At 45.2% G+C, this 22,463-nt stretch carries 18 protein-coding genes, 12 tRNA genes and 2 rRNA genes; 30 read left to right on the forward strand and 2 right to left on the reverse strand.

The genetic code is table 11. The features are described 5' to 3' along the window. Positions 1-104: 104 nt before the first annotated feature. Entirely contained in the window at positions 105-863 is a 759-nt protein-coding gene (locus tag FFL34_RS10895) for a rhomboid family intramembrane serine protease (RefSeq protein ID WP_138603473.1), read from the reverse strand. Positions 864-1,013: 150 nt separating this feature from the next. Here FFL34_RS10895 and acpS point away from each other — a divergent pair, with 150 nt between their 5' ends. The 15 genes from acpS (at position 1,014) to FFL34_RS10970 (ending at position 13,761) form a co-directional block, all read left to right on the forward strand. Continuing rightward, positions 1,014-1,376 (forward strand): holo-ACP synthase, encoded by a 363-nt coding sequence (acpS, locus tag FFL34_RS10900; RefSeq protein ID WP_138603474.1) that lies wholly within the window; start codon positions 1,014-1,016, stop codon positions 1,374-1,376. 64 nt (positions 1,377-1,440) lie between these two features. Beyond that, positions 1,441-2,958, forward strand: coding sequence for an NAD(P)H-hydrate dehydratase (locus FFL34_RS10905; RefSeq protein ID WP_138603475.1), 1,518 nt, complete (start codon positions 1,441-1,443; stop codon positions 2,956-2,958). A 77-nt stretch (positions 2,959-3,035) separates the two neighbouring features. Then, complete coding sequence (locus FFL34_RS10910) at positions 3,036-4,052, forward strand: LolA family protein (RefSeq protein WP_138603476.1); 1,017 nt, start codon at positions 3,036-3,038, stop codon at positions 4,050-4,052. 104 nt (positions 4,053-4,156) lie between these two features. Further along, a complete protein-coding gene (gene alr / locus FFL34_RS10915) occupies positions 4,157-5,281 on the forward strand; it encodes an alanine racemase (RefSeq protein WP_138603477.1) in 1,125 nt (374 codons plus the stop codon). A gap of 244 nt (positions 5,282-5,525) precedes the next feature. Next, positions 5,526-5,813, forward strand: a complete 288-nt coding sequence (locus FFL34_RS10920; protein WP_138604726.1) for a CopG family ribbon-helix-helix protein — start codon at positions 5,526-5,528, stop codon at positions 5,811-5,813. Positions 5,814-5,818: 5 nt separating this feature from the next. Further along, a complete protein-coding gene (locus FFL34_RS10925; RefSeq protein ID WP_138603478.1) occupies positions 5,819-6,178 on the forward strand; it encodes a type II toxin-antitoxin system PemK/MazF family toxin in 360 nt (119 codons plus the stop codon). 297 nt (positions 6,179-6,475) lie between these two features. Continuing rightward, on the forward strand, positions 6,476-7,345 hold the full coding sequence (locus FFL34_RS10930; protein ID WP_138603479.1) for an RsbT co-antagonist protein RsbRA: 870 nt from the start codon (positions 6,476-6,478) through the stop codon (positions 7,343-7,345). 4 nt (positions 7,346-7,349) lie between these two features. Beyond that, on the forward strand, positions 7,350-7,706 hold the full coding sequence (locus FFL34_RS10935; protein WP_138603480.1) for an STAS domain-containing protein: 357 nt from the start codon (positions 7,350-7,352) through the stop codon (positions 7,704-7,706). 2 nt (positions 7,707-7,708) lie between these two features. Continuing rightward, complete coding sequence (locus FFL34_RS10940; RefSeq protein ID WP_138603481.1) at positions 7,709-8,110, forward strand: anti-sigma regulatory factor; 402 nt, start codon at positions 7,709-7,711, stop codon at positions 8,108-8,110. 79 nt (positions 8,111-8,189) lie between these two features. Beyond that, positions 8,190-9,200, forward strand: a complete 1,011-nt coding sequence (locus tag FFL34_RS10945) for a PP2C family protein-serine/threonine phosphatase (protein WP_138603482.1) — start codon at positions 8,190-8,192, stop codon at positions 9,198-9,200. Positions 9,201-9,285: 85 nt separating this feature from the next. Then, entirely contained in the window at positions 9,286-9,615 is a 330-nt protein-coding gene (locus FFL34_RS10950; protein ID WP_138603483.1) for an STAS domain-containing protein, read from the forward strand. A gap of 3 nt (positions 9,616-9,618) precedes the next feature. Then, on the forward strand, positions 9,619-10,095 hold the full coding sequence (gene rsbW / locus FFL34_RS10955; protein WP_138603484.1) for an anti-sigma B factor RsbW: 477 nt from the start codon (positions 9,619-9,621) through the stop codon (positions 10,093-10,095). Continuing rightward, positions 10,067-10,858, forward strand: coding sequence for an RNA polymerase sigma factor SigB (sigB, locus tag FFL34_RS10960; RefSeq protein ID WP_138603485.1), 792 nt, complete (start codon positions 10,067-10,069; stop codon positions 10,856-10,858). Before rsbW ends, sigB begins: the two co-directional genes overlap by 29 nt. Further along, a complete protein-coding gene (locus FFL34_RS10965) occupies positions 10,855-11,457 on the forward strand; it encodes a SpoIIE family protein phosphatase (RefSeq protein ID WP_138603486.1) in 603 nt (200 codons plus the stop codon). The genes sigB and FFL34_RS10965 overlap by 4 nt, the downstream gene beginning before the upstream one ends. Positions 11,458-11,598: 141 nt before the next feature. Next, entirely contained in the window at positions 11,599-13,761 is a 2,163-nt protein-coding gene (locus tag FFL34_RS10970) for a Tex family protein (protein WP_138603487.1), read from the forward strand. A gap of 87 nt (positions 13,762-13,848) precedes the next feature. Here the strand turns inward: FFL34_RS10970 and FFL34_RS10975 are convergent, their stop codons facing one another. Beyond that, positions 13,849-15,312, reverse strand: a complete 1,464-nt coding sequence (locus FFL34_RS10975; RefSeq protein ID WP_138603488.1) for a catalase — start codon at positions 15,310-15,312, stop codon at positions 13,849-13,851. A gap of 329 nt (positions 15,313-15,641) precedes the next feature. On the opposite strand from FFL34_RS10975, the gene FFL34_RS10980 reads away from it, so the two are divergent. The 15 genes from FFL34_RS10980 (at position 15,642) to FFL34_RS11050 (ending at position 22,447) form a co-directional block, all read left to right on the forward strand. After that, a complete protein-coding gene (locus FFL34_RS10980; protein WP_138603489.1) occupies positions 15,642-16,103 on the forward strand; it encodes a SprT family protein in 462 nt (153 codons plus the stop codon). A 224-nt stretch (positions 16,104-16,327) separates the two neighbouring features. After that, positions 16,328-16,402 (forward strand) — tRNA-Asn (locus FFL34_RS10985). Positions 16,403-16,405: 3 nt separating this feature from the next. Continuing rightward, positions 16,406-16,497: transfer RNA gene (locus FFL34_RS10990), tRNA-Ser, on the forward strand. Positions 16,498-16,503: 6 nt separating this feature from the next. After that, positions 16,504-16,575 (forward strand) — tRNA-Glu (locus FFL34_RS10995). A 21-nt stretch (positions 16,576-16,596) separates the two neighbouring features. Beyond that, positions 16,597-16,673 (forward strand) — tRNA-Asp (locus tag FFL34_RS11000). Positions 16,674-16,677: 4 nt separating this feature from the next. Next, positions 16,678-16,749: transfer RNA gene (locus tag FFL34_RS11005), tRNA-Gln, on the forward strand. Between the two features lie 57 nt (positions 16,750-16,806). Continuing rightward, positions 16,807-16,879: transfer RNA gene (locus FFL34_RS11010), tRNA-Lys, on the forward strand. Positions 16,880-16,987: 108 nt separating this feature from the next. Beyond that, positions 16,988-17,070 (forward strand) — tRNA-Leu (locus tag FFL34_RS11015). A 46-nt stretch (positions 17,071-17,116) separates the two neighbouring features. Continuing rightward, positions 17,117-17,200 (forward strand) — tRNA-Leu (locus FFL34_RS11020). A 60-nt stretch (positions 17,201-17,260) separates the two neighbouring features. Next, positions 17,261-17,337 (forward strand) — tRNA-Arg (locus tag FFL34_RS11025). A 6-nt stretch (positions 17,338-17,343) separates the two neighbouring features. Next, a tRNA-Pro gene (locus FFL34_RS11030) sits at positions 17,344-17,420 on the forward strand. A 34-nt stretch (positions 17,421-17,454) separates the two neighbouring features. Then, positions 17,455-17,528, forward strand: a tRNA-Gly gene (locus tag FFL34_RS11035). A gap of 5 nt (positions 17,529-17,533) precedes the next feature. Further along, positions 17,534-17,607, forward strand: a tRNA-Ile gene (locus tag FFL34_RS11040). A gap of 161 nt (positions 17,608-17,768) precedes the next feature. Further along, a 16S ribosomal RNA gene (locus FFL34_RS11045) occupies positions 17,769-19,335 on the forward strand. A 194-nt stretch (positions 19,336-19,529) separates the two neighbouring features. Beyond that, positions 19,530-22,447: ribosomal RNA gene (locus FFL34_RS11050) — 23S ribosomal RNA — on the forward strand. Together the 16S and 23S rRNA genes with 12 tRNA genes alongside form the textbook arrangement of a ribosomal RNA operon. Positions 22,448-22,463: the final 16 nt, after the last annotated feature.

A 22,463-nucleotide genomic window follows, 5' to 3' on the forward strand; every position in this document is an offset into this window, starting at 1 on the left:
TCATTCGGTATGCTGTGCTAAGAGGTTCGTAAATCGCAGTGATATGCTTTAGGTGTTTTCCCCCTGGTAGTAAACTGTTTAAGGTTATTGCTGATCCCTTTAAATTAAAATACGCGCCCAAACAATCCCAGCACGACAAGAATACCAAGGATAATCCAAAGGCCGTATTTGAACATGTTTTTGTTTCGCTGTTTTTTCTGCCAGCGGTTCGGGTCAAATTGGATGGAACGATCATCATGATAACGTCTATGGAGCCATGGTGCATATGGCCGGACATTATTTAAGACCAGCGATGCAATGGCAAATCCCCCAATGAATCCAAATACATGGGCATACATATTAATGCCCGGTCTGATGAATGTCATGACAAGACCGATAATGAAGATCGTCGTAATAATCTGAGAGCTGGACTGATCAATCAGCTGTTTCCGGAAAGCAACCATAAACACATAGATGCCGAACAGACCGTAAATAGCTCCAGATGCACCAACATGCGCATAGATGGCCGGGCCAAATAAAAAGGTACCAATATTGCCGGCAAGACCCGCGCCTATATAGGCGACGATGAATTTTGGTTTTCCAAGCATTTGTTCCAGTGCCGGGCCAAATAACACAAGGGCAAATGAATTAAACAAAGCGTGCATAAGATTACTATGCAAAAAAATAGGCGTCACCAAACGCCAGTATTCCCCCTGGCTGATTAAGAAATTTACCCCTTTTCCCCAGCCTTCGATAAGGTTACCAATTGGTGTCTGTATAAAGCCGGTCAGAAGCCACAACACGAGGTGAATAATCACCAGCCACGAGACAACCGGGTAAAGTTGCATAAATTCCTTTATACTCCGTTCATTTCGTACAAACATGGGCACTTCTCCTTTACCAATACATATAAAATAAAGTATCATATGGTCAAACGCTGACGTTCACGCATGATTACTATTAGCTTACTAAAAATAGTTATAACAATGATAACAATATGCATTTGTCTAACGAAGGGTTTGGAAAATGATAAAATGATAATCGGTATTGGAATGGACATCATTGAATTGGAACGGATTGAAGGAAGTGTGAAGAGAAATAGCCGCTTTCCCGATCGGATTCTGACAGAGAAGGAAAAGGAACAATACGCAATGTTGGCGAATGACCGCCGGCGCGCGGAATATCTTGCCGGAAGATTTGCTGCTAAGGAGGCGTTTGCCAAGGCATGTGGACGCGGTATTGGTGCTATCGGTTTCCGAGATATTGAAATAATTAGAAACAAAAATGGTGCACCAAAAATTCGTGTGCCGGGCTATGAACAAATGAATTTATTTGTATCAATAACGCACAGCCGGGACTATGCGGCGGCACAGGTTTTGATAGAAGAAAAGAACTGACCGGGGATGTTGCATATCCGACATGGTTGTCTCATATATTCTAGTGCGGGTAGGAGGAAATAGCGTGTATATTGTTACCGCAGAAGAAATGTACGATATGGATCATGGTGCCATGAATAAAGTAGGAATCGATGGAAAATTGTTAATGGAAAATGCGGGGAGGTCCATTGCCGCAAGTTTAAAGGAACGCGTATCCAAAACATACCGTATCCTCGTGCTTGCAGGAGGCGGTAATAACGGCGGTGATGGTTTTGTTATTGCCAGAACACTGCTGGATAATGACTTTGATATAACGGTTGTACAGGTTGTGCCTGATGAAAAGATCACTGGCGATGCACTATACCATAAACAACTATTTGTACGTTGTGGTGGTAATGTCACTGTTATGCAGACAGTAGATGAAGTCGGTCCGATGGTAAGCCGGGTGGATATCGTTCTCGATGCAATCGCAGGTATCGGTATGAAAGGAAGGCTTCGGGAACCACTTGCCTCTGTCGTTGACGTCGTGAACAAGAAAGCTTCGTATGTTCTATCAGTGGATATACCGTCAGGACTGCCGGCGAATGAAGGTATCAGTGATTTTTATGCTGTACAGGCTAATGAAACACTTATTACCGGTTTTCCCAAACAGAGTGCCTTTCTGGAACACACAGCTCCTTATTATGGTAATTGGCAAGTCGTTTCGTTCGGCCTTCCATCCGTTATAACTTCAGATGGTGCTCATCGCTATCTATGGACGGAAGAGCAGTTTCGCAAGACCATACCGGAACGTGGGCGCTATTCTCATAAAGGCAGCCATGGCAGGGGGCTGGCTGTCGGTGGGAGTGCAGAGATGCCCGGGTCGATTACGATGACTATTCATGCGGCATTGCGGACAGGAGCAGGACTGGTTACCGCTGCAACTGCAAAAAGTGCTATCCCAGCAGTCGCTTCCCAATGTATGGAAGCAACCTATCTGGCGCTTGAGGAAACGAACGGCAGGATGAATAACGAAGTTCCTATCCCCTTTGACAATTATGATGCAATTGTGACGGGGATGGGCATGGGACGTCACCATGAAGCCCGTAGCCATATTCGGAAAGCACTTGAGGAAGCCTCGTGCCCGCTTATTGTCGACGCGGATGGTTTATACCATTTAAAATCCCTACTTGCATCAGTCACAAAGCGCAAGTCACCGGTAGTTTTGACGCCCCATCCAGGGGAGATGGCCATGCTTTTGGACAAAAGCGTACCGGAATTGCTGCAAAAGCCATTTGCATACGCAAAAATGGCTGCTGAAAAATATGGTGTCTACATTGTGCTGAAAGGCCCGTTTACCATTATAACGACACCGGACGGTCAGCAAACGGTAACGACAACCGGGAACGAGGGGCTTGCCAAGGGAGGAAGTGGCGATGTGCTTTCCGGGATTATTCTGGCAATGGTTCTGCAAGATCAGCCGATCATGGAGGCGCTCAGTAATGCTTGTTTTATCCATGGGAAGGCCGCGGACATGCTTATAGCAGATACACATTCTGTTTATGACTTATTAGCATCAGATCTCTTGCATGGCATATCCAAGGTATATCGTACGTTTGTGTAACATCTGTAACAAATAACCTATTTCCCCTTGTATAAGTACTCGCAATACGTGTGAAAAGAGACAGGGGAGACATATCCATGAAAAAAATGTTTGGCATCTGGGTTGCAGTCGTCTTCGGTTTTGTCACTCTGCTTGCTGCCTGTGGTGAACAGTCAAAGGAAGATGTGATCGGCAAGCTGGAGTCGAACCTGGAATCAATGGATGGTTATAAAGCAAAAGCCGTTATGACGATGAATACCGGACAGGAAGATCAGAAGTATGATATAAACATCTGGCATAAAAAGAAAGATTTTTATCGAGTGGAATTGACAAATGAGCAGGATAAAAAAGGTAGTCAAGTTATCCTGAAGAATAAAGAAGGTGTATTTGTTCTTTCTCCGTCATTGAACAAGAGCTTTAAATTTCAGAAAGAATGGCCGGAGAATGGTAGTCAGCCATATCTCTACCAGTCGCTAGTGAATGATGTTACAAAAGATAGTGAGGCTGAATTCACAGTCAGTGATAACCATTATATTTTTGAAACCGAAACAAACTATCAGAACAACAATAATTTGCCGTATCAGGAGATTTACTTTGATAAAAACACCTATACACCAGTGAAAGTGAAAGTGCTTGATAAGGATGAGAATGCGCTGGTACAGGTGGACTTTTCAAACTTTAATACAGACCCCACTTTTGAAGATGACGACTTTGCAATGGAGAAAAATATGAAGGGTGACACATCGGAAAAAGCTGTATCCGGTACAGGCAAACAAGATACGTTTACGGTTGTTTATCCGCGGCAAATGGCTGGATCTGAACTGGTAGAGGAAAAGGAAGTTGACATGGAAAACGGAAAACGTGTCATCATGTCATTTTCTGGTGAAAAGGAATTTACTCTTGTAGAAGAGAAGCTCGATGTCATTCCGACCACTACATCACCGCAAATGGTTGATGGTGATATCGTGAACCTTGGCCATTCCGTCGGTGCACTGTCGGGTAATACCATTGAGTGGACGAATAATGGCATGAACTTTATGCTGGCAAGTGAAGAGCTGACCAGAGAAGAACTGATTAATGTTGCAAAGTCCGTGCAAGGTAAAGAAGTGAAATAAATGATTGTATCGCAAGCAGACTCATATGAGAGGGGGTCTGCTTTTTATTTTGGTTTAATTCGGGTAAAATGGGGACAAAAGGTTAAGTAAAGGGAGAAATTACAATGAAAAATACGATTTATCGTCATACATGGGCCGAAGTTGATTTGGATGCAATAGGGTATAATTTGCAGCAGATAAATCAAAAACTGCCTGAAAATAGTGCCGTGATTGCCGTGGTGAAGGCAGATGCATATGGTCACGGGGCAGTGAAAGTTGCCACAAAAGCACTGGAATCAGGGGCGGAGATGCTTGCAGTTGCATTATTGGAAGAAGCGTTGGTATTACGCGATGCTGGTATTACCGCACCTATATTGGTGTTTGGCAGAGTAGCGCCGGAAGATGTTTGGGTTGCTGCTGAAAATGATATTACTCTAACTTTCTTTCAAAAGGAGTGGCTGCAGGAGGTAGAAAGACATTCCTTGCCATCGCCACTCAAGGTACATATGAAGTGGGATACCGGAATGGGACGGGTCGGAATCCGCACCACCGAGGAATTACAAGACGTTTTGGAAAAGTTACGTAGTTGTGATTCTGTTACTATGACCGGTGTATATACCCATTTTGCCACAGCAGATGATGCGGAACTGGATTACTTTAAAAAGCAGCTTAGCCGGTTCGAGCAATTGCTGGAAACCTTTCATAGGATTTGGGATGATTCGGTGGTGGTCCACATCGGAAACAGTGCCGCATCCATTCGTTTTCCGGAAAAAATGTATGATTATATCCGGTTTGGTATTTCTATGTACGGCCTTTATCCTTCTGACGTCTTAAAGGAGGAGCGCGATATTGAACTACAGCCTGCTTTTTCGCTACACAGCCGACTTATTCATGTCAAGAAGTTAGACCCGGGTGAGTCCATTAGTTATGGTGGAACGTATACAACTGCGGGTAGTGAGTGGATCGGTACTATTCCAATTGGATATGCAGATGGGTGGATTCGCAAACTACAAGGAATGGATGTGCTGATTGATGGTAAAAGGATGCCTATAGTCGGAAGAATATGTATGGATCAGACGATGATCAAGTTGGATAAGGAATATCCCGTCGGAACAACAGTTACGCTGATTGGCAGGCAAGGGAGTGGCGTTGTTACGATAGATGAAATTGCCGCGCATTTGGAAACGATTAGTTATGAAATACCATGCATGATATCAAGTCGTGTTCCTAGGGTGTATAAAGAAAGTTGATTGTCCGATAAGTATGTAAAACGGACGGCTTTTTCGACTATGTCCAATTTCTTAATGTTTTTCCAGCATAAAAATGGTATGAATTCCATAAATATAATGGCAGGGAAAAATTGCTTTTCATCCAGTGTTCCATAGACACTTAATCTGAAATTTTCCTGATAAGTCTTTGCAAACAAATTAGGACAATGATATCATGAAATGGATGAATAAAGATCGTTCAAATGTTGTCGGAGGTGCATGGGTTTTGTCAGAGAGCTTACAGGAAGTTTCAGTACGTTTACCAAAAAACCTGCTAAATGAGGTGGATGGACTTATGAAGTACGAAAACAGTGATTTGAGTGATTTTATATGTCAGGCTACAAAAAACTACTTGGAGCATAAGAAAGAGGAGCATATCCGGCAGTTCCGTGAATCGATGCAGCAAGGCTATATGGAAATGGCTAATATCAATCTCACAATTGCCTCAGAAGCGTTTCAAGCTGAGGAAGAAGCTGAGAAAAATACCTTACAGCGCTCAGTGATCGGGGTGTAAGGCACGTGATCGTTCAAAGAGGCGAAGTATATTTCGCCGATTTATCCCCTGTCGTGGGATCAGAACAGGGAGGCATCCGCCCGGTATTGATCCTGCAGAATGATATCGGTAATCGGTTCAGTCCGACGGTAATTGTAGCCGCGATAACTGCTCAGATTCAGAAGGCCAAACTCCCGACACATGTGGAGATTAATGCAAAGAAGTATGGTTTTGACCGTGACTCAGTCATTTTGCTTGAGCAAATAAGAACACTGGATAAGCAGCGGCTGACCGACAAAATAACCAAGTTGGATAATAATATGATGGGAAAGATTGATAGAGCACTGGAGATCAGTCTCGGATTGAAAGAAATGTATGATCAATAAGTGATGCCCCCCTTCCAGAAGAAGCAGGGGTTTTCCGCTATTATGAAGCCTCTTTCTGATGTATTTGCCGGACAGGCATACATCTTAGAAGAGTGCTTTTTTTATATGTCAATAAGGTTAGCTACTCGACGATTGAAAGTTGATCAGTACAGTAGAAAAATTTGCGATAATACTTGTGTTTTGGCGATATGAATCGAAATCACGTGAAATTCATGATAAGATAACAGTAATATAAAGTAGAAACTTAAATTTTTCCGATAATTAGTAAATAAAGCGGCGGTATTTGGGGGGGATTCGATGGAAAATAAGTTCAAAAAAATTGTATTAGAAAACAGTGATACAATAGTCCATAATTGGCTTAATGAGATTGATACCATGAAAAGTGGTAACTATAGTGCCAGCATCACAGAAGAACTGCTTGAAAACACGAATAGAGAGTTTGTCAATATTATTTTCAGTAGTATAAAAAATCAAGGTGAAACAGAGCATTTAAAAGAATTTGCAGAAAAGCTGATCAATCTTGGCTGGCAGGTCAGTTACATAACAGATGGTTTGCAATTATTTAGACGTGTGACCATTGACTTCATCCTTAGTCAATCTGACAAAATTGATACAGATTACATTTCACAATTGTTGCATAATGTCGATCAATGGGTTGAACCGATTATCCGGCAGCTTGTTAATGAGTATTCAGGTAACTGGGAGAATATTGTCTCGCTGCAGCGTGTTGCTCTTCAGGAGCTATCGGCTCCACTTATTCCGGTTATCGACAATATAACAGTTATGCCACTGGTTGGAACGATTGATACCGAGCGTGCAAAGTTAATTATGGAAAGTCTGCTTGATGGGGTTATCAAACATAACTCCGAAGTGGTGCTCATTGATATTACGGGTGTTCCAGTTGTTGATACGATGGTTGCACACCATATCATCCAGGCAGCTGAGGCGGTTCGCTTAATTGGGGCGACATGCATTCTTGTGGGTATCCGTCCGGAAATTGCCCAGACAATTGTAAACCTTGGTATCGATCTTGGTAAATTTCATACTAAAAGTTCGCTTCGAAAAGGATTTATTACAGCACTTGAAATTACTGGCCGGCGGATTGTAGATTCCAGGGACAAGGATGATGCGATCGAACAGATGATAGATTCCCTTAGTGGAGAGTGATAGCATGCGGATACCAATTTTAAAATTGCATAACTATTTGTTGATTTCAATACAAATCGAGATGGATGACAATACGGCGGTACAGTTTCAGGAAGATTTGTTGGATAAAATCCATCAGACCGGTGCCTCCGGGGTGGTCATTGATTTAACATCCGTTGAAATTATTGATTCCTTTATTGCCAAAGTTCTTGGCGATGTCGTTAAGATGTCAGATTTAATGGGGGCGAAGGTAGTATTGACAGGAATCCAGCCAGCAGTTGCTGTAACATTAATTGATTTAGGTATTCATTTACAGGGTGTCCCAACTGCTTTAAACCTAGAGCAAGGACTGATCAAGCTACGCCAGGAATTGGGGGAATGAGAATGGATCTCCAATCCTGTGTTATAATTGAAAAAGAATGGGATATCGTTAAGGCTCGTCAGCTCGGCCGTGAAGTCGCCCGGGAAGTGGGATTCGGAACGGTCGATCAGGCTAGAATTGCCACTGCCATATCCGAGCTAGCTCGCAACATATATTTATATACGGACAGCGGCAAATTATGCTTTGAGATCATTAATAATGGTGAACGAAAAGGTATTAGCATGCTGTCGGTTGATAAGGGCCCGGGAATGGAAGACATCAGTCAGGTGATGGAGGACGGTTATTCCACATCTGGCGGTCTCGGAGCAGGACTTCCGGGGGTGCAGCGCCTCGTGGATCAATTTGATATTCAATCCGAACCGGGTAAAGGAACCGAAATCCGGGCTGTGAAATGGGTCAGATAAGTAAATATAACAGCAGGAGGGGAACGTGTGTTAGTCACGCCTCTCTTTTACTGTTTCATAATAAGGGGGGGGCAGTTATATGGAAACCCTGAAGCCTGACGCGGCCAACTATCAACGTTTATTGCAGCGTCATATTAACACACAGGATGAGCAATCATTATACGAAGCGGAACAGATTAGCAAATTGTTTATTAAAGATAATGTTCCACCCGAGGAAATTGTCAATTTGCATATTCAGGCATTAGCAGCACTGTACCCGGATCTGCCGGTTTATTTATGGCATTCTATGGACTTTCTGTTGGAAACCATGATTTCCTATGGTATTGCCCATCAAGAATATCGTACACTGAGGGAACAACAATCAGAGCTTAAATCAGAAATTGCGGTGGCGGCCAATATGCAGGATACATTACTGGCAACAGAAAAACCTGACATTGACGGGATGGATATTGGTGTCGTTAGTGTTCCGGCCCATCAGATGAATGGTGATTATTATCATTTTGTCACTGGAGAAGATGGATCGCTCGGGATAGCCGTTGCCGATGTCGTCGGAAAGGGTATTCCTGCTGCGTTGTGTATGTCAATGATCAAATATTCCATGGATAGTCTGACAGAGGAAACCATGCAACCGCAAATGATATTGAAAAATTTGAATCGGGTTGTTGAACGAAATGTAGACCCAAGTATGTTCATTACAATGTTTTGCGCCCATTTATTTCCAATGAATGGAAAAGTTTGGTATTCATCCGCCGGCCATGAGCCTGGTTTTTATTATAACGCTGAGCAAAATACGTTTGAGGAAATTAAAGCGAAAGGTCTGGTGCTCGGAGTGAATCCGGACACAGACTATCGTCAGTATGAATGCAGGCTCCATCAGGGGGATATGTTTATTCTGCTGACAGATGGAGTTACCGAGTGCAGGCAAGGGGAACGTTTTATTGAAAGTGAGGAAGTGCTTAACGTCCTTGCACGTTTTTCCGATTTGCCGGCACAGGAAATGGTTAATAAGGTATATAAACATTTCGAACGTTTACAGAATTTCCATCTGCGTGATGATTTCACATTGATTGTTCTGAAGAAAGAGGTTTAATATCGAACCGTTCAGGGTATAGATTTTTGTTGTAGACAGAAATGCACGACCAGTCAATTGATTGATTTCTGAGGGGGAATCATAAATGAATTTAGCAGTTGACGTTATCGATGAAAATAACACGTCTATTGTAACATTGTCAGGGGAAATTGATGCTTATACCGCACCAAAATTGAAAGAAACGTTGCTACCTTTGACAAAGTCAGAAGGGCATCAGACGGTGGTGGATTTGGAGAAAGTAGGATATATGGATAGCACAGGATTAGGCATTTTTATCAGTGCCTTAAAGTCCACAAAGGAAAATAACAGTAGCATCCGATTGGTAAAACTGCAAGATCGTGTTTTAAGAGTGTTTCGTATAACAGGGCTTGATGAAATTTTTACCATTGATCATGCAATCCAAGGTGGGGAATAAACGATGGAAGACTTCGACTTTATTGAGATGAAGGTTCCTGCTAAAGCAGAATATGTAGGTATCGTTCGTTTGAGTATATCGGGGATAGCTAATCGCATTGGGTTTACATATGAGGATATTGAAGATTTGAAAGTAGCGGTTTCCGAGGCAATAACGAATGCGGTGGAGCATGCTTACAGTGAAGAGGATGGTGGAGAGGTTTCGATTGGATTTGGCGTGTACGATGATCGTCTTGAAATTATGGTTGCAGACCATGGTGGCAGTTTTGATCTAAATGAAGTTAAAGGAGGTATCGGTCCCTACGAGGGCTTAGAGTCTATTGAAAATTTACGTGAAGGCGGTTTTGGCCTTTTCCTGATTGACACTTTAATGGATAGGGTGGAGATCAATAATAATTTTGGCGTTATCGTCCTAATGACGAAGTACCTTCATGAAACTGAGGTGGGTCTTGATGACGACCGGATCTCAACAACACAATAGCAGCCAGGATAAAATATACGAATGGATTAAGCAGCTGCAGAACAGGCCTGAATCAGAAGAAATTCAGGAAAAAATTATATTGGCCTATACAGATTTAGTCGAGTCAATTGCCAGAAAGTATTCCAGGAACAGCAGTATACACGAGGATCTGAAACAAGTCGGCATGATTGGACTTATCGCAGCAGTCAGAAGATACGATGCTTCACATGGAAAATCATTTGAGTCGTTTGCTGTACCCACCATAGTAGGGGAAATAAAGCGGTTTATACGTGACAAAACATGGAGTGTACATGTACCCCGACGTATTAAAGAATTGGGGCCTAGAATTAAAAAGGCTGTTGACGATTTGACATCGAAAAACCAGGTTTCGCCGACCGTACATGAAATCGCCGAATACTTAAATGTACCAGAAGAAGAGGTTTTGGAAACGATGGAAATGGGCAAAAGCTATAAAGCCCTATCCGTTGATCGAAAAATAGAAGCGGATTCCGATGGCAGCACTGTTGCGATGTTGGATCTGATAGGTAATGATGAAAATGGTTTTAAAAATGCAGATCAGCGTATGCTACTTGAAAAAATCTTGCCGGTTCTGACGGAACGCGAACAGAAGATTCTGCGATACACCTATTTTGAGGGGTTGAGCCAGAAAGAAACCGGGGAACACCTTGGCATTTCGCAAATGCACGTTTCAAGATTGCAGCGCCGCTCATTGCGAAAACTCCGTGAAGCGCTTCATTCCGGAAGTACGGAGGTTCTTGATTGAGTTGCAGACAAAATAAAGTAGAGACAGCCGTTTATCAGCAACCGAAGTCCGGTCAATATCAATGCGGTGACAGTTATTTTTACACGGAAACGGATAATGAATTCATCTGTGTGCTGGCTGATGGTCTTGGAAGTGGTGCGATGGCCAAGGAATCTTCTGAAATTGTAATAAACACAATCAAAGATAACATACACATAACTGTTGAACAGTTAGTGCAGCGGTGCAATCGACAGCTTTCAGGTAAACGTGGTGCGGTGATTGGGATTTTAAAGATTGATTTTTCTGCGCAACGATATACCTTTTCTTCCATTGGAAACATCGGCATATTAACTATTCATGAAAACGGTAAAAAGAAGCGAAATATACCTAATCCCGGTTTTCTTGCCGGCTATCATCGACCGTTTAAGATTGTCTCTGATAAACTTGATTCTACTATGAATTTTGTACTCTTTTCAGATGGCGTTCGTGATAAGGATATCTCCCAATATTTCCTTTTGGGAAGGGATGTGCAGCAAGTGGTGGAAACTTTTAAGGCCTACAGGAGCGGGCAGAAAACAGAAGATGATACCACATTGATTGCAATAAGTTACCGTGAGTGAAGACCGGATTGAGATTACCGGTCTTTTTTCATTTCATAGCTTTTTTGTTAGAATAAGGGGAAGCGTGAAAACTACTTAAGACCGGGCTGGTAGCAATATATACCAATGGAATGTTTAAACAACCGCTAAAGGGAGGAACCGATGGTGTCTCAAGAACTGGAACAATGGGTAGCCAAGGAAGCAGATGTCCGTCAAGCTGCCGTACATAAAGTAATAAAATTAATGAATGAAGGTAATACTGTTCCTTTCATCGCCCGATATCGAAAAGAGGAAACAGGTGGGCTGGATGAAGTACAGCTAAAATTGATTCAGGATAAATGGCAATATGCTGTTAACCTTGCTGAGCGTAAGGAAGAAGTAATCCGTCTTATTGATGAACAGGGGAAATTGACTGACGAATTGCAGCAAGAGATTAATGCAGCATCCCAGCTGCAGCGGGTAGAGGACTTATACCGGCCATATAAACAGAAACGACGCACACGTGCTACTAAAGCGAAAGAAAAAGGGCTGGAACCGCTGGCGGTCACGGTGTGGAATCAGCAATCATCCAATATTGCTGCTGAAGCTGAGTCATATGTATCAGAGGAAAAGGGTGTTCCCACTGTGGATGATGCACTAGCGGGCGTGAATGATATTATTGCCGAGTGGATTTCGGATGAACCGACATTCCGTACATACATACGTGAAGAAACATTCAAACGCGGAACGGTACATGCAGATGCTAAAAACGCCGAGCAAGATGAGAAACGCGTGTACGAAATGTATTACGATTACGATGAGACAGTCCGTTCTATTGTGTCCCACCGTATTTTAGCGTTGAACCGTGGTGAAAAAGAAGGCATCTTGAAAGTTATGATCGAACCGCCAGCCGAGCGTATACTGGATTACTTGGAGAAGAAAATTATCTTGAACGGAACTAATCAGGAAACATCCGAATTTTTACAACAAGCAGTGAAAGATAGCTATAAACGGCTGATTCAGCCATCAATTGATCGGGAAATCCGTAATAGTCTGACCGAAAAGGCAGAAGAGCAGGCGATTGATGTTTTTTCAGAAAACCTGAAAAACCTACTCCTGCAGCCGCCTTTAAAAGGAAAAATGGTGCTTGGTGTCGATCCTGCCTACCGGACCGGCTGTAAACTTGCTGCTGTTGATGAAACAGGAAAGGTAAAGGATATTGGTGTTATCTATCCACATGCACCGAAGCATGATACGGCCGGATCCGAGAAAAAGGTTTTGGAATTCATCAACCGATTTGGTATCGAACTGATTGCGATTGGAAATGGTACAGCTTCCAGAGAAACGGAGCAATTCATATCTGATGTGATTGGTCGAAATGAACTGGATATTTCATATATTATTGTTAACGAGGCGGGCGCAAGTGTTTATTCGGCTTCCAAACTGGCCCGTGAAGAATTTCCTAATCTGCAAGTGGAAGAACGGAGCGCGGCGTCTATTGCCCGCAGACTGCAGGATCCACTGGCGGAGTTGGTGAAGATTGATCCAAAATCGATCGGTGTCGGGCAATATCAGCACGATGTTAGCCAAAAGGCACTTAATGATTCCTTAACCTTTGTTGTCGAAACAGCTGTCAACCAGGTTGGCGTCAATGTCAACACGGCTTCCACTTCACTTCTGCAGTATGTTGCTGGGCTCAGTAAAACAGTCGCGTCTAATATTGTAGCCAGCCGCAATGAAAATGGAAAGTTCACAACTCGTAAACAGTTAAAAGACGTTCCACGGCTGGGCTCCAAAACCTATGAGCAGGCTGTTGGTTTCTTACGTATATTGGAAGGTGGAAATCCGTTTGATCGGACGCCGATTCATCCGGAGAGCTATGCATCTGCTGAGGATTTACTGAAACGTCTTAATTGCTCGGTCGACGATATTGGAACAGAGAAATTGCGTGAACAGTTAAAAACAGTAGATATAAGTGAAATGGCCGCTGAGCTTGGCATTGGCAAACCAACACTGGATGATATAGCGGCAGCACTTGGTAGGCCGGAGCGAGATCCGCGTGATGATTTGCCAAAACCACTGCTAAAGCAAAATGTTATGAGTCTTGACGATTTGCACCCGGGAATGGAAATGCAGGGGACGGTACGTAATGTTGTTGATTTCGGTGTGTTTGTCGACATCGGTGTCAAACAAGATGGACTTGTTCACATCTCCAAAATGGCCAATAAATTCGTGAAACACCCGATGGATATTACATCAGTAGGAGACGTCGTGACTGTCTGGGTGGAAAACGTGGATAGTGAAAAAGGACGGATTGCTCTTTCCATGATTGGGGATAAAGGTTGATTAGGAAATGAAGTAGGTCGTTCGCGTACAGAATAGCAGTGAAATAAAAAGAGCTGATGAACCTCGAATCATCAGCTCTTTTGTTCATTATTTAACCTCGGCAGGAACGGATAGGCCTAGGCCTTGAGCAACACGCTCGCCGTATTCCGGATCAGCTTTATAGAAATGCTCAATTTGACGCAGTTTAATGTCTTCATAATCAACTTTTTCCATGTGTCCAACAACATTCTTGATAAGACGGTCTTTTTCGTCAGGACTCATTAAACGGTACAAGTCGCCTGCTTGTGTGTAATGGTCGCTATCAGAATAAGCAACACTGTCGGCATCGCCGTATACTTCAAATGAATTGATCTTGGAATCCGGATCTTCTTTTGGTGTGGACTCATAGCGATTTGGTTCGTAATTGATGGAACGACCGCCATTGTCATAACGCATTTGTCCATCAAATTGATAGTTTTGTGCATTGTTGATCGGACGGTTGATTGGCAGCTGCTGATGATTGACACCAATACGATAGCGCTGTGTATCGGAATAGCTGAACAAGCGCCCCTGCAGCATTTTATCCGGTGAGACCTCAATACCAGGGACAAGATTGGCTGGGGATAATGCAGCTTGCTCCACCTCAGCAAAGTGATTTTCAGGGTTTCTGTTAAGCACCATTCGTCCTACCTCGATACGTGGATAATCTTCCTTAGACCACGTTTTCGTTACATCGAATGGATCCCATTTGTATGATTTTGCATCCTCATATGGCATGATTTGTACGTAAAGTTTCCAGGCCGGATAATCGCCTTTATCAATAGCATTGTATAAATCTTCTGTATGGTAGTCAGGGTTTTCACCGGCGATACGGTCGGCAACATCTTCATCTAATCCTGTTACCCCTTGTTCGGAAATGAAATGATATTTAACCCAGAAAGGCTCACCGTCTTTATTGACCCACTTGAAAGTATGACTTCCATAACCATTCATATGACGATAGGTTGCCGGAATACCCCGATCTCCGTGCATATAAGTGACCTGATGCAGTGATTCCGGTGATAATGACCAGAAATCCCATACAGCATTTTTGTCTTTTAGATTTGTTTTCGGATTCCGTTTCTGTGTATGGATGAAGTCAGGAAATTTAATAGCATCTCGGACGAAGAAAATAGGCGTGTTATTGCCAACTAAATCATAGTTTCCTTCCTGTGTGTAAAATTTCACCGCAAAACCGCGCGGATCTCGAACAGTGTCAGCAGATCCCAATTCACCCGCAACCGTAGAGAAGCGGATAAACATCGGTGTTTGCTTACCAACTTCACTTAAAAAATCAGCTTTCGTATATTTCGATATGTCATCATTTGTTACCTCGAAGTAACCATGCGCCCCTGTTCCTTTTGCGTGCACAACACGTTCTGGTACCCGTTCCCTATCAAAGTGTGCCATTTTTTCTAGTAGGTGAACATCCTGAATCAATCCAGGACCACGTTGGCCAGCAGTAATTGAATTCTGATTATCCCCTACCGGATTTCCGGATGCAGTCGTTAAACGTTTCTTTTCATTAGTCATTAACAGTACACCTCTCCCTTGAGAAATAACATCTACAGCATTAATTATAATATATTTTTAATTAAAATCAATATTTATTTATAATAATTTTAATTAGAGGTCGATATTTCTTTACTAATGCATTTGAAATTGTATCATGATAATATGAGGAAGCAGTAAAGACCCAGTTAATAACTAGAAAGTAAGATCCCTATTTTAATTTCACGGGGAGGAAATAGGGATAGCAACCTAAGTTCGTGACGTCGTGCCACAATACCTGCATTAGCACGTCCTGAGCGTCGGATATTCTTATTGAGGTTTTACATTACCGTCAAGGATGATATATATATATGAGTAAAATGGATGAAAAAAAACTGAATCAACGGATTAATGATTTATCATTGCAATTTTTTCAGAAACCATTCCGTGATCAGGCGGTTTTTAATAGTCGTCTCCGGACAACCGGCGGACGATACATTCCTTCAAGGAGAACAATTGAAGTAAACCCGAAGTATGCCCTGGAATTTGATGAAGATGAGCTGATCGGCATTCTAAAACATGAATTATGTCATTATCATCTTCATATAGAAGGGAAAGGCTATAAACACGGTGATAAGGATTTTAAGGAGCTATTAAAAAAGACAGGCTCCCCTAGACATTGCAGACCATTACCCTCGGCAGAAAAACAGCGGAAACATTGGTACCGATGCAAACAATGTGGTCATGTTTACACACGCGTCCGCAGAATCAATCTTAAGAAGTACAGGTGTGGCAAATGCAGAGGCGAATTACTGCACGATAAGACTCATTAAAAAGGGATATAGTTCATTATGAAGATCTGAGAAAAATGTTTAAGATTGTGAAATTATATTATGTGTTGACGAATTATGTTTTACATGATAAATTGTATAAGTCCCTGCGAGATAAAAGGCGCTGCAGGAAACAACATTCAAAAATTCTTTTGCAAAACTTGTTGACACAGCGAATTAAATATTGTATTATATTCTTCGTCGCGATAATTAGCGATGCAAAACATTCCACAGTAGCTCAGTGGTAGAGCTATCGGCTGTTAACCGATCGGTCGCAGGTTCGAATCCTGCCTGTGGAGCCATATGGAGAAGTACTCAAGTGGCTGAAGAGGCGCCCCTGCTAAGGGTGTAGGCCGTTTCAGACGGCGCGAGGGTTCGAATCCCTCCTTCTCCGCCATTATATGGCCCGTTGGTCAAGAGGTTAAGACACCGCCCTTTCACGGCGGTAACACGGGTTCGAATCCCGTACGGGTCATATTTATATTATCCTTGGTACGGTCCGGTAGTTCAGTTGGTTAGAATGCCTGCCTGTCACGCAGGAGGTCGCGGGTTCGAGTCCCGTCCGGACCGCCATTATTGGGCTATAGCCAAGCGGTAAGGCATCGGGTTTTGATCCCGTGATTCGCTGGTTCGAATCCAGCTAGCCCAGTTGTAATAGTGCAACGTTTTTGGATCACTGGCGAAACTTCAGAATCATTACTAATAGGAGCCATTAGCTCAGTTGGCAGAGCATCTGACTTTTAATCAGAGGGTCGGAGGTTCGAATCCTCCATGGCTCATCATTTAAAAGGGAATGGTTTTATTCTCACCTTTCCCTTGTTTCTAATTTAACATGGGAACTAGGTTTAGATGAAAGTGTTGCGATTCATCTCGCTTAATCATAATTCGCGGATGTGGCGGAATTGGCAGACGCGCTAGACCCAGGATCTAGTGTCATTGTGACGTGAGGGTTCGAGTCCCTCCATCCGCACTGATATTTGTTGCTATATAAATACGGCATTTTACTTTTTCTATATGCGGTCGTGGCGGAATGGCAGACGCGCTAGGTTGAGGGCCTAGTGGGAGTTAATCCCGTGGAGGTTCAAGTCCTCTCGACCGCACTTAAATTTTGTATTGACACTCTAGTAATCACATGATATATTATTCCTTGTCGCTTTAAAGCGCCCGTAGCTCAATTGGATAGAGCGTTTGACTACGGATCAAGAGGTTAGGGGTTCGACTCCTCTCGGGCGCGCCATAATAACGGGAAGTAGCTCAGCTTGGTAGAGCACATGGTTTGGGACCATGGGGTCGCAGGTTCAAATCCTGTCTTCCCGACCATCGGACAGAAATAATGAATGAAAGAGTCTATCACGCGGGTGTAGTTTAGTGGTAAAACCTCAGCCTTCCAAGCTGATGTCGTGGGTTCGATTCCCATCACCCGCTCCATTTCGGGGCCTGTAGCTCAGTTGGTCAGAGCGCACGCCTGATAAGCGTGAGGTCGGTGGTTCGAGTCCACCCAGGCCCACTTTTGCTCCTTGAAAACTGAACAAAACAGCCAGTATGACAAAAGATGTCAGAGGTAAGAAGTTAGAATTTAAATCATTTGATTTAATGAAGACTTCGATCCCTGGAATCAATTTTAAAGCTAAGACATGAAGGTTGATTGGTGTCAGCCTTATCACAAACTTTTTTGAGAGTTTGATCTTGGCTCAGGACGAACGCTGGCGGCGTGCCTAATACATGCAAGTCGAGCGCGTGAAGCAGGCAATTGCCCTTCGGGGCATGCGCCTGTGGAACGAGCGGCGGACGGGTGAGTAACACGTGGGCAACCTACCTATAAGATCGGGATAACTCGCGGAAACGTGAGCTAATACCGGATGATGCTTTTTCTCGCATGGGAGAAAGCTAAAAAGGCGGCTTTTAGCTGCCACTTACAGATGGGCCCGCGGCGCATTAGTTAGTTGGTGGGGTAAAGGCTCACCAAGGCGACGATGCGTAGCCGACCTGAGAGGGTGATCGGCCACACTGGGACTGAGACACGGCCCAGACTCCTACGGGAGGCAGCAGTAGGGAATCTTCCGCAATGGACGAAAGTCTGACGGAGCAACGCCGCGTGAGTGATGAAGGTCTTCGGATCGTAAAACTCTGTTGTCAGGGAAGAATAAGCATTGTTCGAATAGGGCGATGCCTTGACGGTACCTGACCAGAAAGCCCCGGCTAACTACGTGCCAGCAGCCGCGGTAATACGTAGGGGGCAAGCGTTGTCCGGAATTATTGGGCGTAAAGCGCGCGCAGGCGGTCTTTTAAGTCTGATGTGAAATCTCGTGGCTTAACCGCGAGCGGTCATTGGAAACTGGGAGGCTTGAGTGCAGAAGAGGAGAGTGGAATTCCACGTGTAGCGGTGAAATGCGTAGAGATGTGGAGGAACACCAGTGGCGAAGGCGACTCTCTGGTCTGTAACTGACGCTGAGGCGCGAAAGCGTGGGTAGCGAACAGGATTAGATACCCTGGTAGTCCACGCCGTAAACGTTGAGTGCTAGGTGTTAGGGGGTTTCCGCCCCTTTGTGCTGAAGTTAACGCATTAAGCACTCCGCCTGGGGAGTACGGCCGCAAGGCTGAAACTCAAAAGAATTGACGGGGGCCCGCACAAGCGGTGGAGCATGTGGTTTAATTCGAAGCAACGCGAAGAACCTTACCAGGTCTTGACATCCTCTGACAGCGGTAGAGATACCGTGTTCCCTTCGGGGACAGAGTGACAGGTGGTGCATGGTTGTCGTCAGCTCGTGTCGTGAGATGTTGGGTTAAGTCCCGTAACGAGCGCAACCCTTGATCTTAGTTGCCAGCATTCAGTTGGGCACTCTAAGGTGACTGCCGGTGACAAACCGGAGGAAGGCGGGGATGACGTCAAATCATCATGCCCCTTATGACCTGGGCTACACACGTGCTACAATGGATGGAACAAAGGGAAGCGAATCCGTGAGGTGAAGCAAATCCCATAAAACCATTCTCAGTTCGGATTGCAGGCTGCAACTCGCCTGTATGAAGCCGGAATCGCTAGTAATCGCGGATCAGCATGCCGCGGTGAATACGTTCCCGGGCCTTGTACACACCGCCCGTCACACCACGAGAGTTGGCAACACCCGAAGTCGGTGAGGTAACCGTTTGGAGCCAGCCGCCGAAGGTGGGGCCAATGATTGGGGTGAAGTCGTAACAAGGTAGCCGTATCGGAAGGTGCGGCTGGATCACCTCCTTTCTAAGGAATATAATAAACGGAAGCTTCTTGTCATCGATATACTATCGGTAGGCATTGGAGTTAAATTATAAAAGTCATACTCGGTTGTTTGGTTCAGTTTTGAGGGAGTGAACCCTCATTGTAGCCCACCATATATGGTGGCGTTATTTGCACCTTGAAAACTAAATAAGAGTAAAATATTCAACGACATCAATAGTTAAGTGATCAAGGGCGCACGGTGAATGCCTTGGCACTGGGAGCCGATGAAGGACGGGACTAACACCGATATGCCTCGGGGAGTTGTAAGCAAACTGTGATCCGAGGATTTCCGAATGGGGGAACCCGCTGTCCGTAATGGGACAGCATGCGTATCTAAATACATAGGATACGCAAGGCAGACCCGGGGAACTGAAACATCTCAGTACCCGGAGGAAGAGAAAGCAAACGCGATTTCCTGAGTAGCGGCGAGCGAAACGGAACCAGCCCAAACCGAAAAGCTTGCTTTTCGGGGTTGTAGGACACTCCATCGGAGTTATCAAGAAACTGCTTAGACGAAATGGTCTGGAATGGCCGGCCAAAGAAGGTAAGAGCCCTGTAGTCGAAAGGCAGTTTCCTCCGGAGTGGATCCTGAGTACGGCGGAACACGAGAAATTCCGTCGGAATCCGGGAGGACCATCTCCCAAGGCTAAATACTACCCAGTGACCGATAGTGAACCAGTACCGTGAGGGAAAGGTGAAAAGCACCCCGGAAGGGGAGTGAAATAGAACCTGAAACCGTGTGCCTACAAGTAGTCGGAGCCCATTTATGGGTGACGGCGTACCTTTTGTAGAATGGACCGGCGAGTTGCGTTCGTATGCAAGGTTAAGTGGAAGACACGGAGCCGCAGCGAAAGCGAGTCTGAATAGGGCGATGAAGTATACGGGCGCAGACCCGAAACCGTGTGATCTACCCATGTCCAGGGTGAAGGTCAGGTAACACTGACAGGAGGCCCGAACCCACGTATGTTGAAAAATGCGGGGATGAGGTGTGGGTAGGGGTGAAATGCCAATCGAACACGGAGATAGCTGGTTCTCTCCGAAATAGCTTTAGGGCTAGCCTCAAGGTATACGTTCTGGAGGTAGAGCACTGATTGGACGAGGGGCCCTTATCGGGTTACCGAATTCAGTCAAACTCCGAATGCCAGCAACGTAAAACCTTGGGAGTCAGACTATGGGTGATAAGGTTCATAGTCGAAAGGGAAACAGCCCGGACCGCCAGCTAAGGTCCCTAAGTATACGTTAAGTGGAAAAGGATGTGGCGTTGCCCAGACAACCAGTATGTTGGCTTAGAAGCAGCCATCATTTAAAGAGTGCGTAATAGCTCACTGGTCGAGTGACGCTGCGCCGAAAATGTACCGGGGCTAAACGTATCACCGAAGCTGCGGATTGTTCTTACGAACAATGGTAGGAGAGCGTTCAGGTGTTGTGAAGTCAGACCGTGAGGACTGGTGGAGCGCCTGGAAGTGAGAATGCCGGTATGAGTAGCGAAAAAAGAGTGAGAATCTCTTTCACCGAATGCCTAAGGATTCCTGAGGAAGGCTCGTCCGCTCAGGGTTAGTCGGGACCTAAGCCGAGGCCGAAAGGCGTAGGCGATGGATAACAGGCAGATATTCCTGTACCACCTCGTGAGCGTTTGAACGATGGGGGGACGCAGCAGGATACGGAAAGCGCACCGATGGATGTGTGCGTCCAAGCAGTGAGGAAGTTGGGCAGGCAAATCCGTCCAATAATTCCAAGCTGTGATGGGGAGGTCAATTGTGACCGAAGTTCCGGATTCCACACTGCCAAGAAAAGCCTCTAGTGAGTTCACAGGTGCCCGTACCGCAAACCGACACAGGTAGGCGCGGAGAATATCCGAAGGTGATCGGGAGAACTCTCGTTAAGGAACTCGGCAAAATGACCCCGTAACCTAGGGAGAAGGGGTGCTCAGGCTGAGTCTGAGCCGCAGTGAATAGGCCCAAGCGACTGTTTACCAAAAACACAGGTCTCTGCGAAGCCGAAAGGCGAAGTATAGGGGCTGACACCTGCCCGGTGCTGGAAGGTTAAGGGGATGCGTTAGCCTTCGGGCGAAGCGTTGAACCGAAGCCCCAGTAAACGGCGGCCGTAACTATAACGGTCCTAAGGTAGCGAAATTCCTTGTCGGGTAAGTTCCGACCCGCACGAAAGGTGCAACGACTTGGGCACTGTCTCAACGAGAGACCCGGTGAAATTATACGATGCGTGAAGATGCGCATTACCCGCGACAGGACGGAAAGACCCCGTGGAGCTTTACTGCACCTTGATATTGAATGTTGGTACAGCTTGTACAGGATAGGTGGGAGCCGTCGAAGCGTGAGCGCTAGCTTACGCGGAGGCACCCGTGGGATACCACCCTGGCTGTACGAACATTCTAACCCAGGGCCGTTATCCGGCCCGGAGACAGTTTCAGGCAGGCAGTTTGACTGGGGCGGTCGCCTCCCAAAAAGTAACGGAGGCGCCCAAAGGTTCCCTCAGAATGGTTGGAAATCATTCATGGCGTGTAAAGGCACAAGGGAGCTTGACTGCGAGACCTACAAGTCGAGCAGGGACGAAAGTCGGGCTTAGTGATCCGGTGGTTCCGCATGGAAGGGCCATCGCTCAACGGATAAAAGCTACCCCGGGGATAACAGGCTTATCTCCCCCAAGAGTTCACATCGACGGGGAGGTTTGGCACCTCGATGTCGGCTCATCGCATCCTGGGGCTGTAGTCGGTCCCAAGGGTTGGGCTGTTCGCCCATTAAAGCGGTACGCGAGCTGGGTTCAGAACGTCGTGAGACAGTTCGGTCCCTATCCGTCGTGGGCGCTGGAAGTTTGAGAGGAGCTGTCCTTAGTACGAGAGGACCGGGATGGACACACCGCTGGTGTACCAGTTGTTCCGCCAGGAGCACAGCTGGGTAGCTACGTGTGGTAAGGATAAGTGCTGAAAGCATCTAAGCATGAAGCCCCCCTCAAGATGAAACTTCCCATCACTTCGAGTGAGTAAGATCCCTCAGAGACGATGAGGTTGATAGGTCCGAGGTGGAAGCGTGGTGACACGTGGAGCTGACGGATACTAATCGATCGAGGACTTAACTACTACTACAGTCGTTGAA

The organism is Lentibacillus cibarius, assembly GCF_005887555.1.
In the GTDB taxonomy this organism is placed as follows: Bacteria; Bacillota; Bacilli; order Bacillales; family Amphibacillaceae; genus Lentibacillus; species Lentibacillus cibarius.

Excerpts from the sequence above, each read along its gene's own strand:
- FFL34_RS10895 (WP_138603473.1), bottom strand. The coding sequence starts at position 863 with ATGTTTGTACGAAATGAACGGAGTATAAAGGAATTTATGCAACTTTAC.
- acpS (WP_138603474.1), top strand. The coding sequence starts at position 1,014 with ATGATAATCGGTATTGGAATGGACATCATTGAATTGGAACGGATTGAA.
- FFL34_RS10910 (WP_138603476.1), top strand. The coding sequence starts at position 3,036 with ATGAAAAAAATGTTTGGCATCTGGGTTGCAGTCGTCTTCGGTTTTGTC.
- alr (WP_138603477.1), top strand. The coding sequence starts at position 4,157 with ATGAAAAATACGATTTATCGTCATACATGGGCCGAAGTTGATTTGGAT.
- FFL34_RS10930 (WP_138603479.1), top strand. The coding sequence starts at position 6,476 with ATGGAAAATAAGTTCAAAAAAATTGTATTAGAAAACAGTGATACAATA.
- FFL34_RS10935 (WP_138603480.1), top strand. The coding sequence starts at position 7,350 with ATGCGGATACCAATTTTAAAATTGCATAACTATTTGTTGATTTCAATA.
- FFL34_RS10940 (WP_138603481.1), top strand. The coding sequence starts at position 7,709 with ATGGATCTCCAATCCTGTGTTATAATTGAAAAAGAATGGGATATCGTT.
- FFL34_RS10945 (WP_138603482.1), top strand. The coding sequence starts at position 8,190 with ATGGAAACCCTGAAGCCTGACGCGGCCAACTATCAACGTTTATTGCAG.
- FFL34_RS10950 (WP_138603483.1), top strand. The coding sequence starts at position 9,286 with ATGAATTTAGCAGTTGACGTTATCGATGAAAATAACACGTCTATTGTA.
- rsbW (WP_138603484.1), top strand. The coding sequence starts at position 9,619 with ATGGAAGACTTCGACTTTATTGAGATGAAGGTTCCTGCTAAAGCAGAA.
- sigB (WP_138603485.1), top strand. The coding sequence starts at position 10,067 with ATGACGACCGGATCTCAACAACACAATAGCAGCCAGGATAAAATATAC.
- FFL34_RS10970 (WP_138603487.1), top strand. The coding sequence starts at position 11,599 with ATGGTGTCTCAAGAACTGGAACAATGGGTAGCCAAGGAAGCAGATGTC.
- FFL34_RS10975 (WP_138603488.1), bottom strand. The coding sequence starts at position 15,312 with ATGACTAATGAAAAGAAACGTTTAACGACTGCATCCGGAAATCCGGTA.
- FFL34_RS10980 (WP_138603489.1), top strand. The coding sequence starts at position 15,642 with ATGAGTAAAATGGATGAAAAAAAACTGAATCAACGGATTAATGATTTA.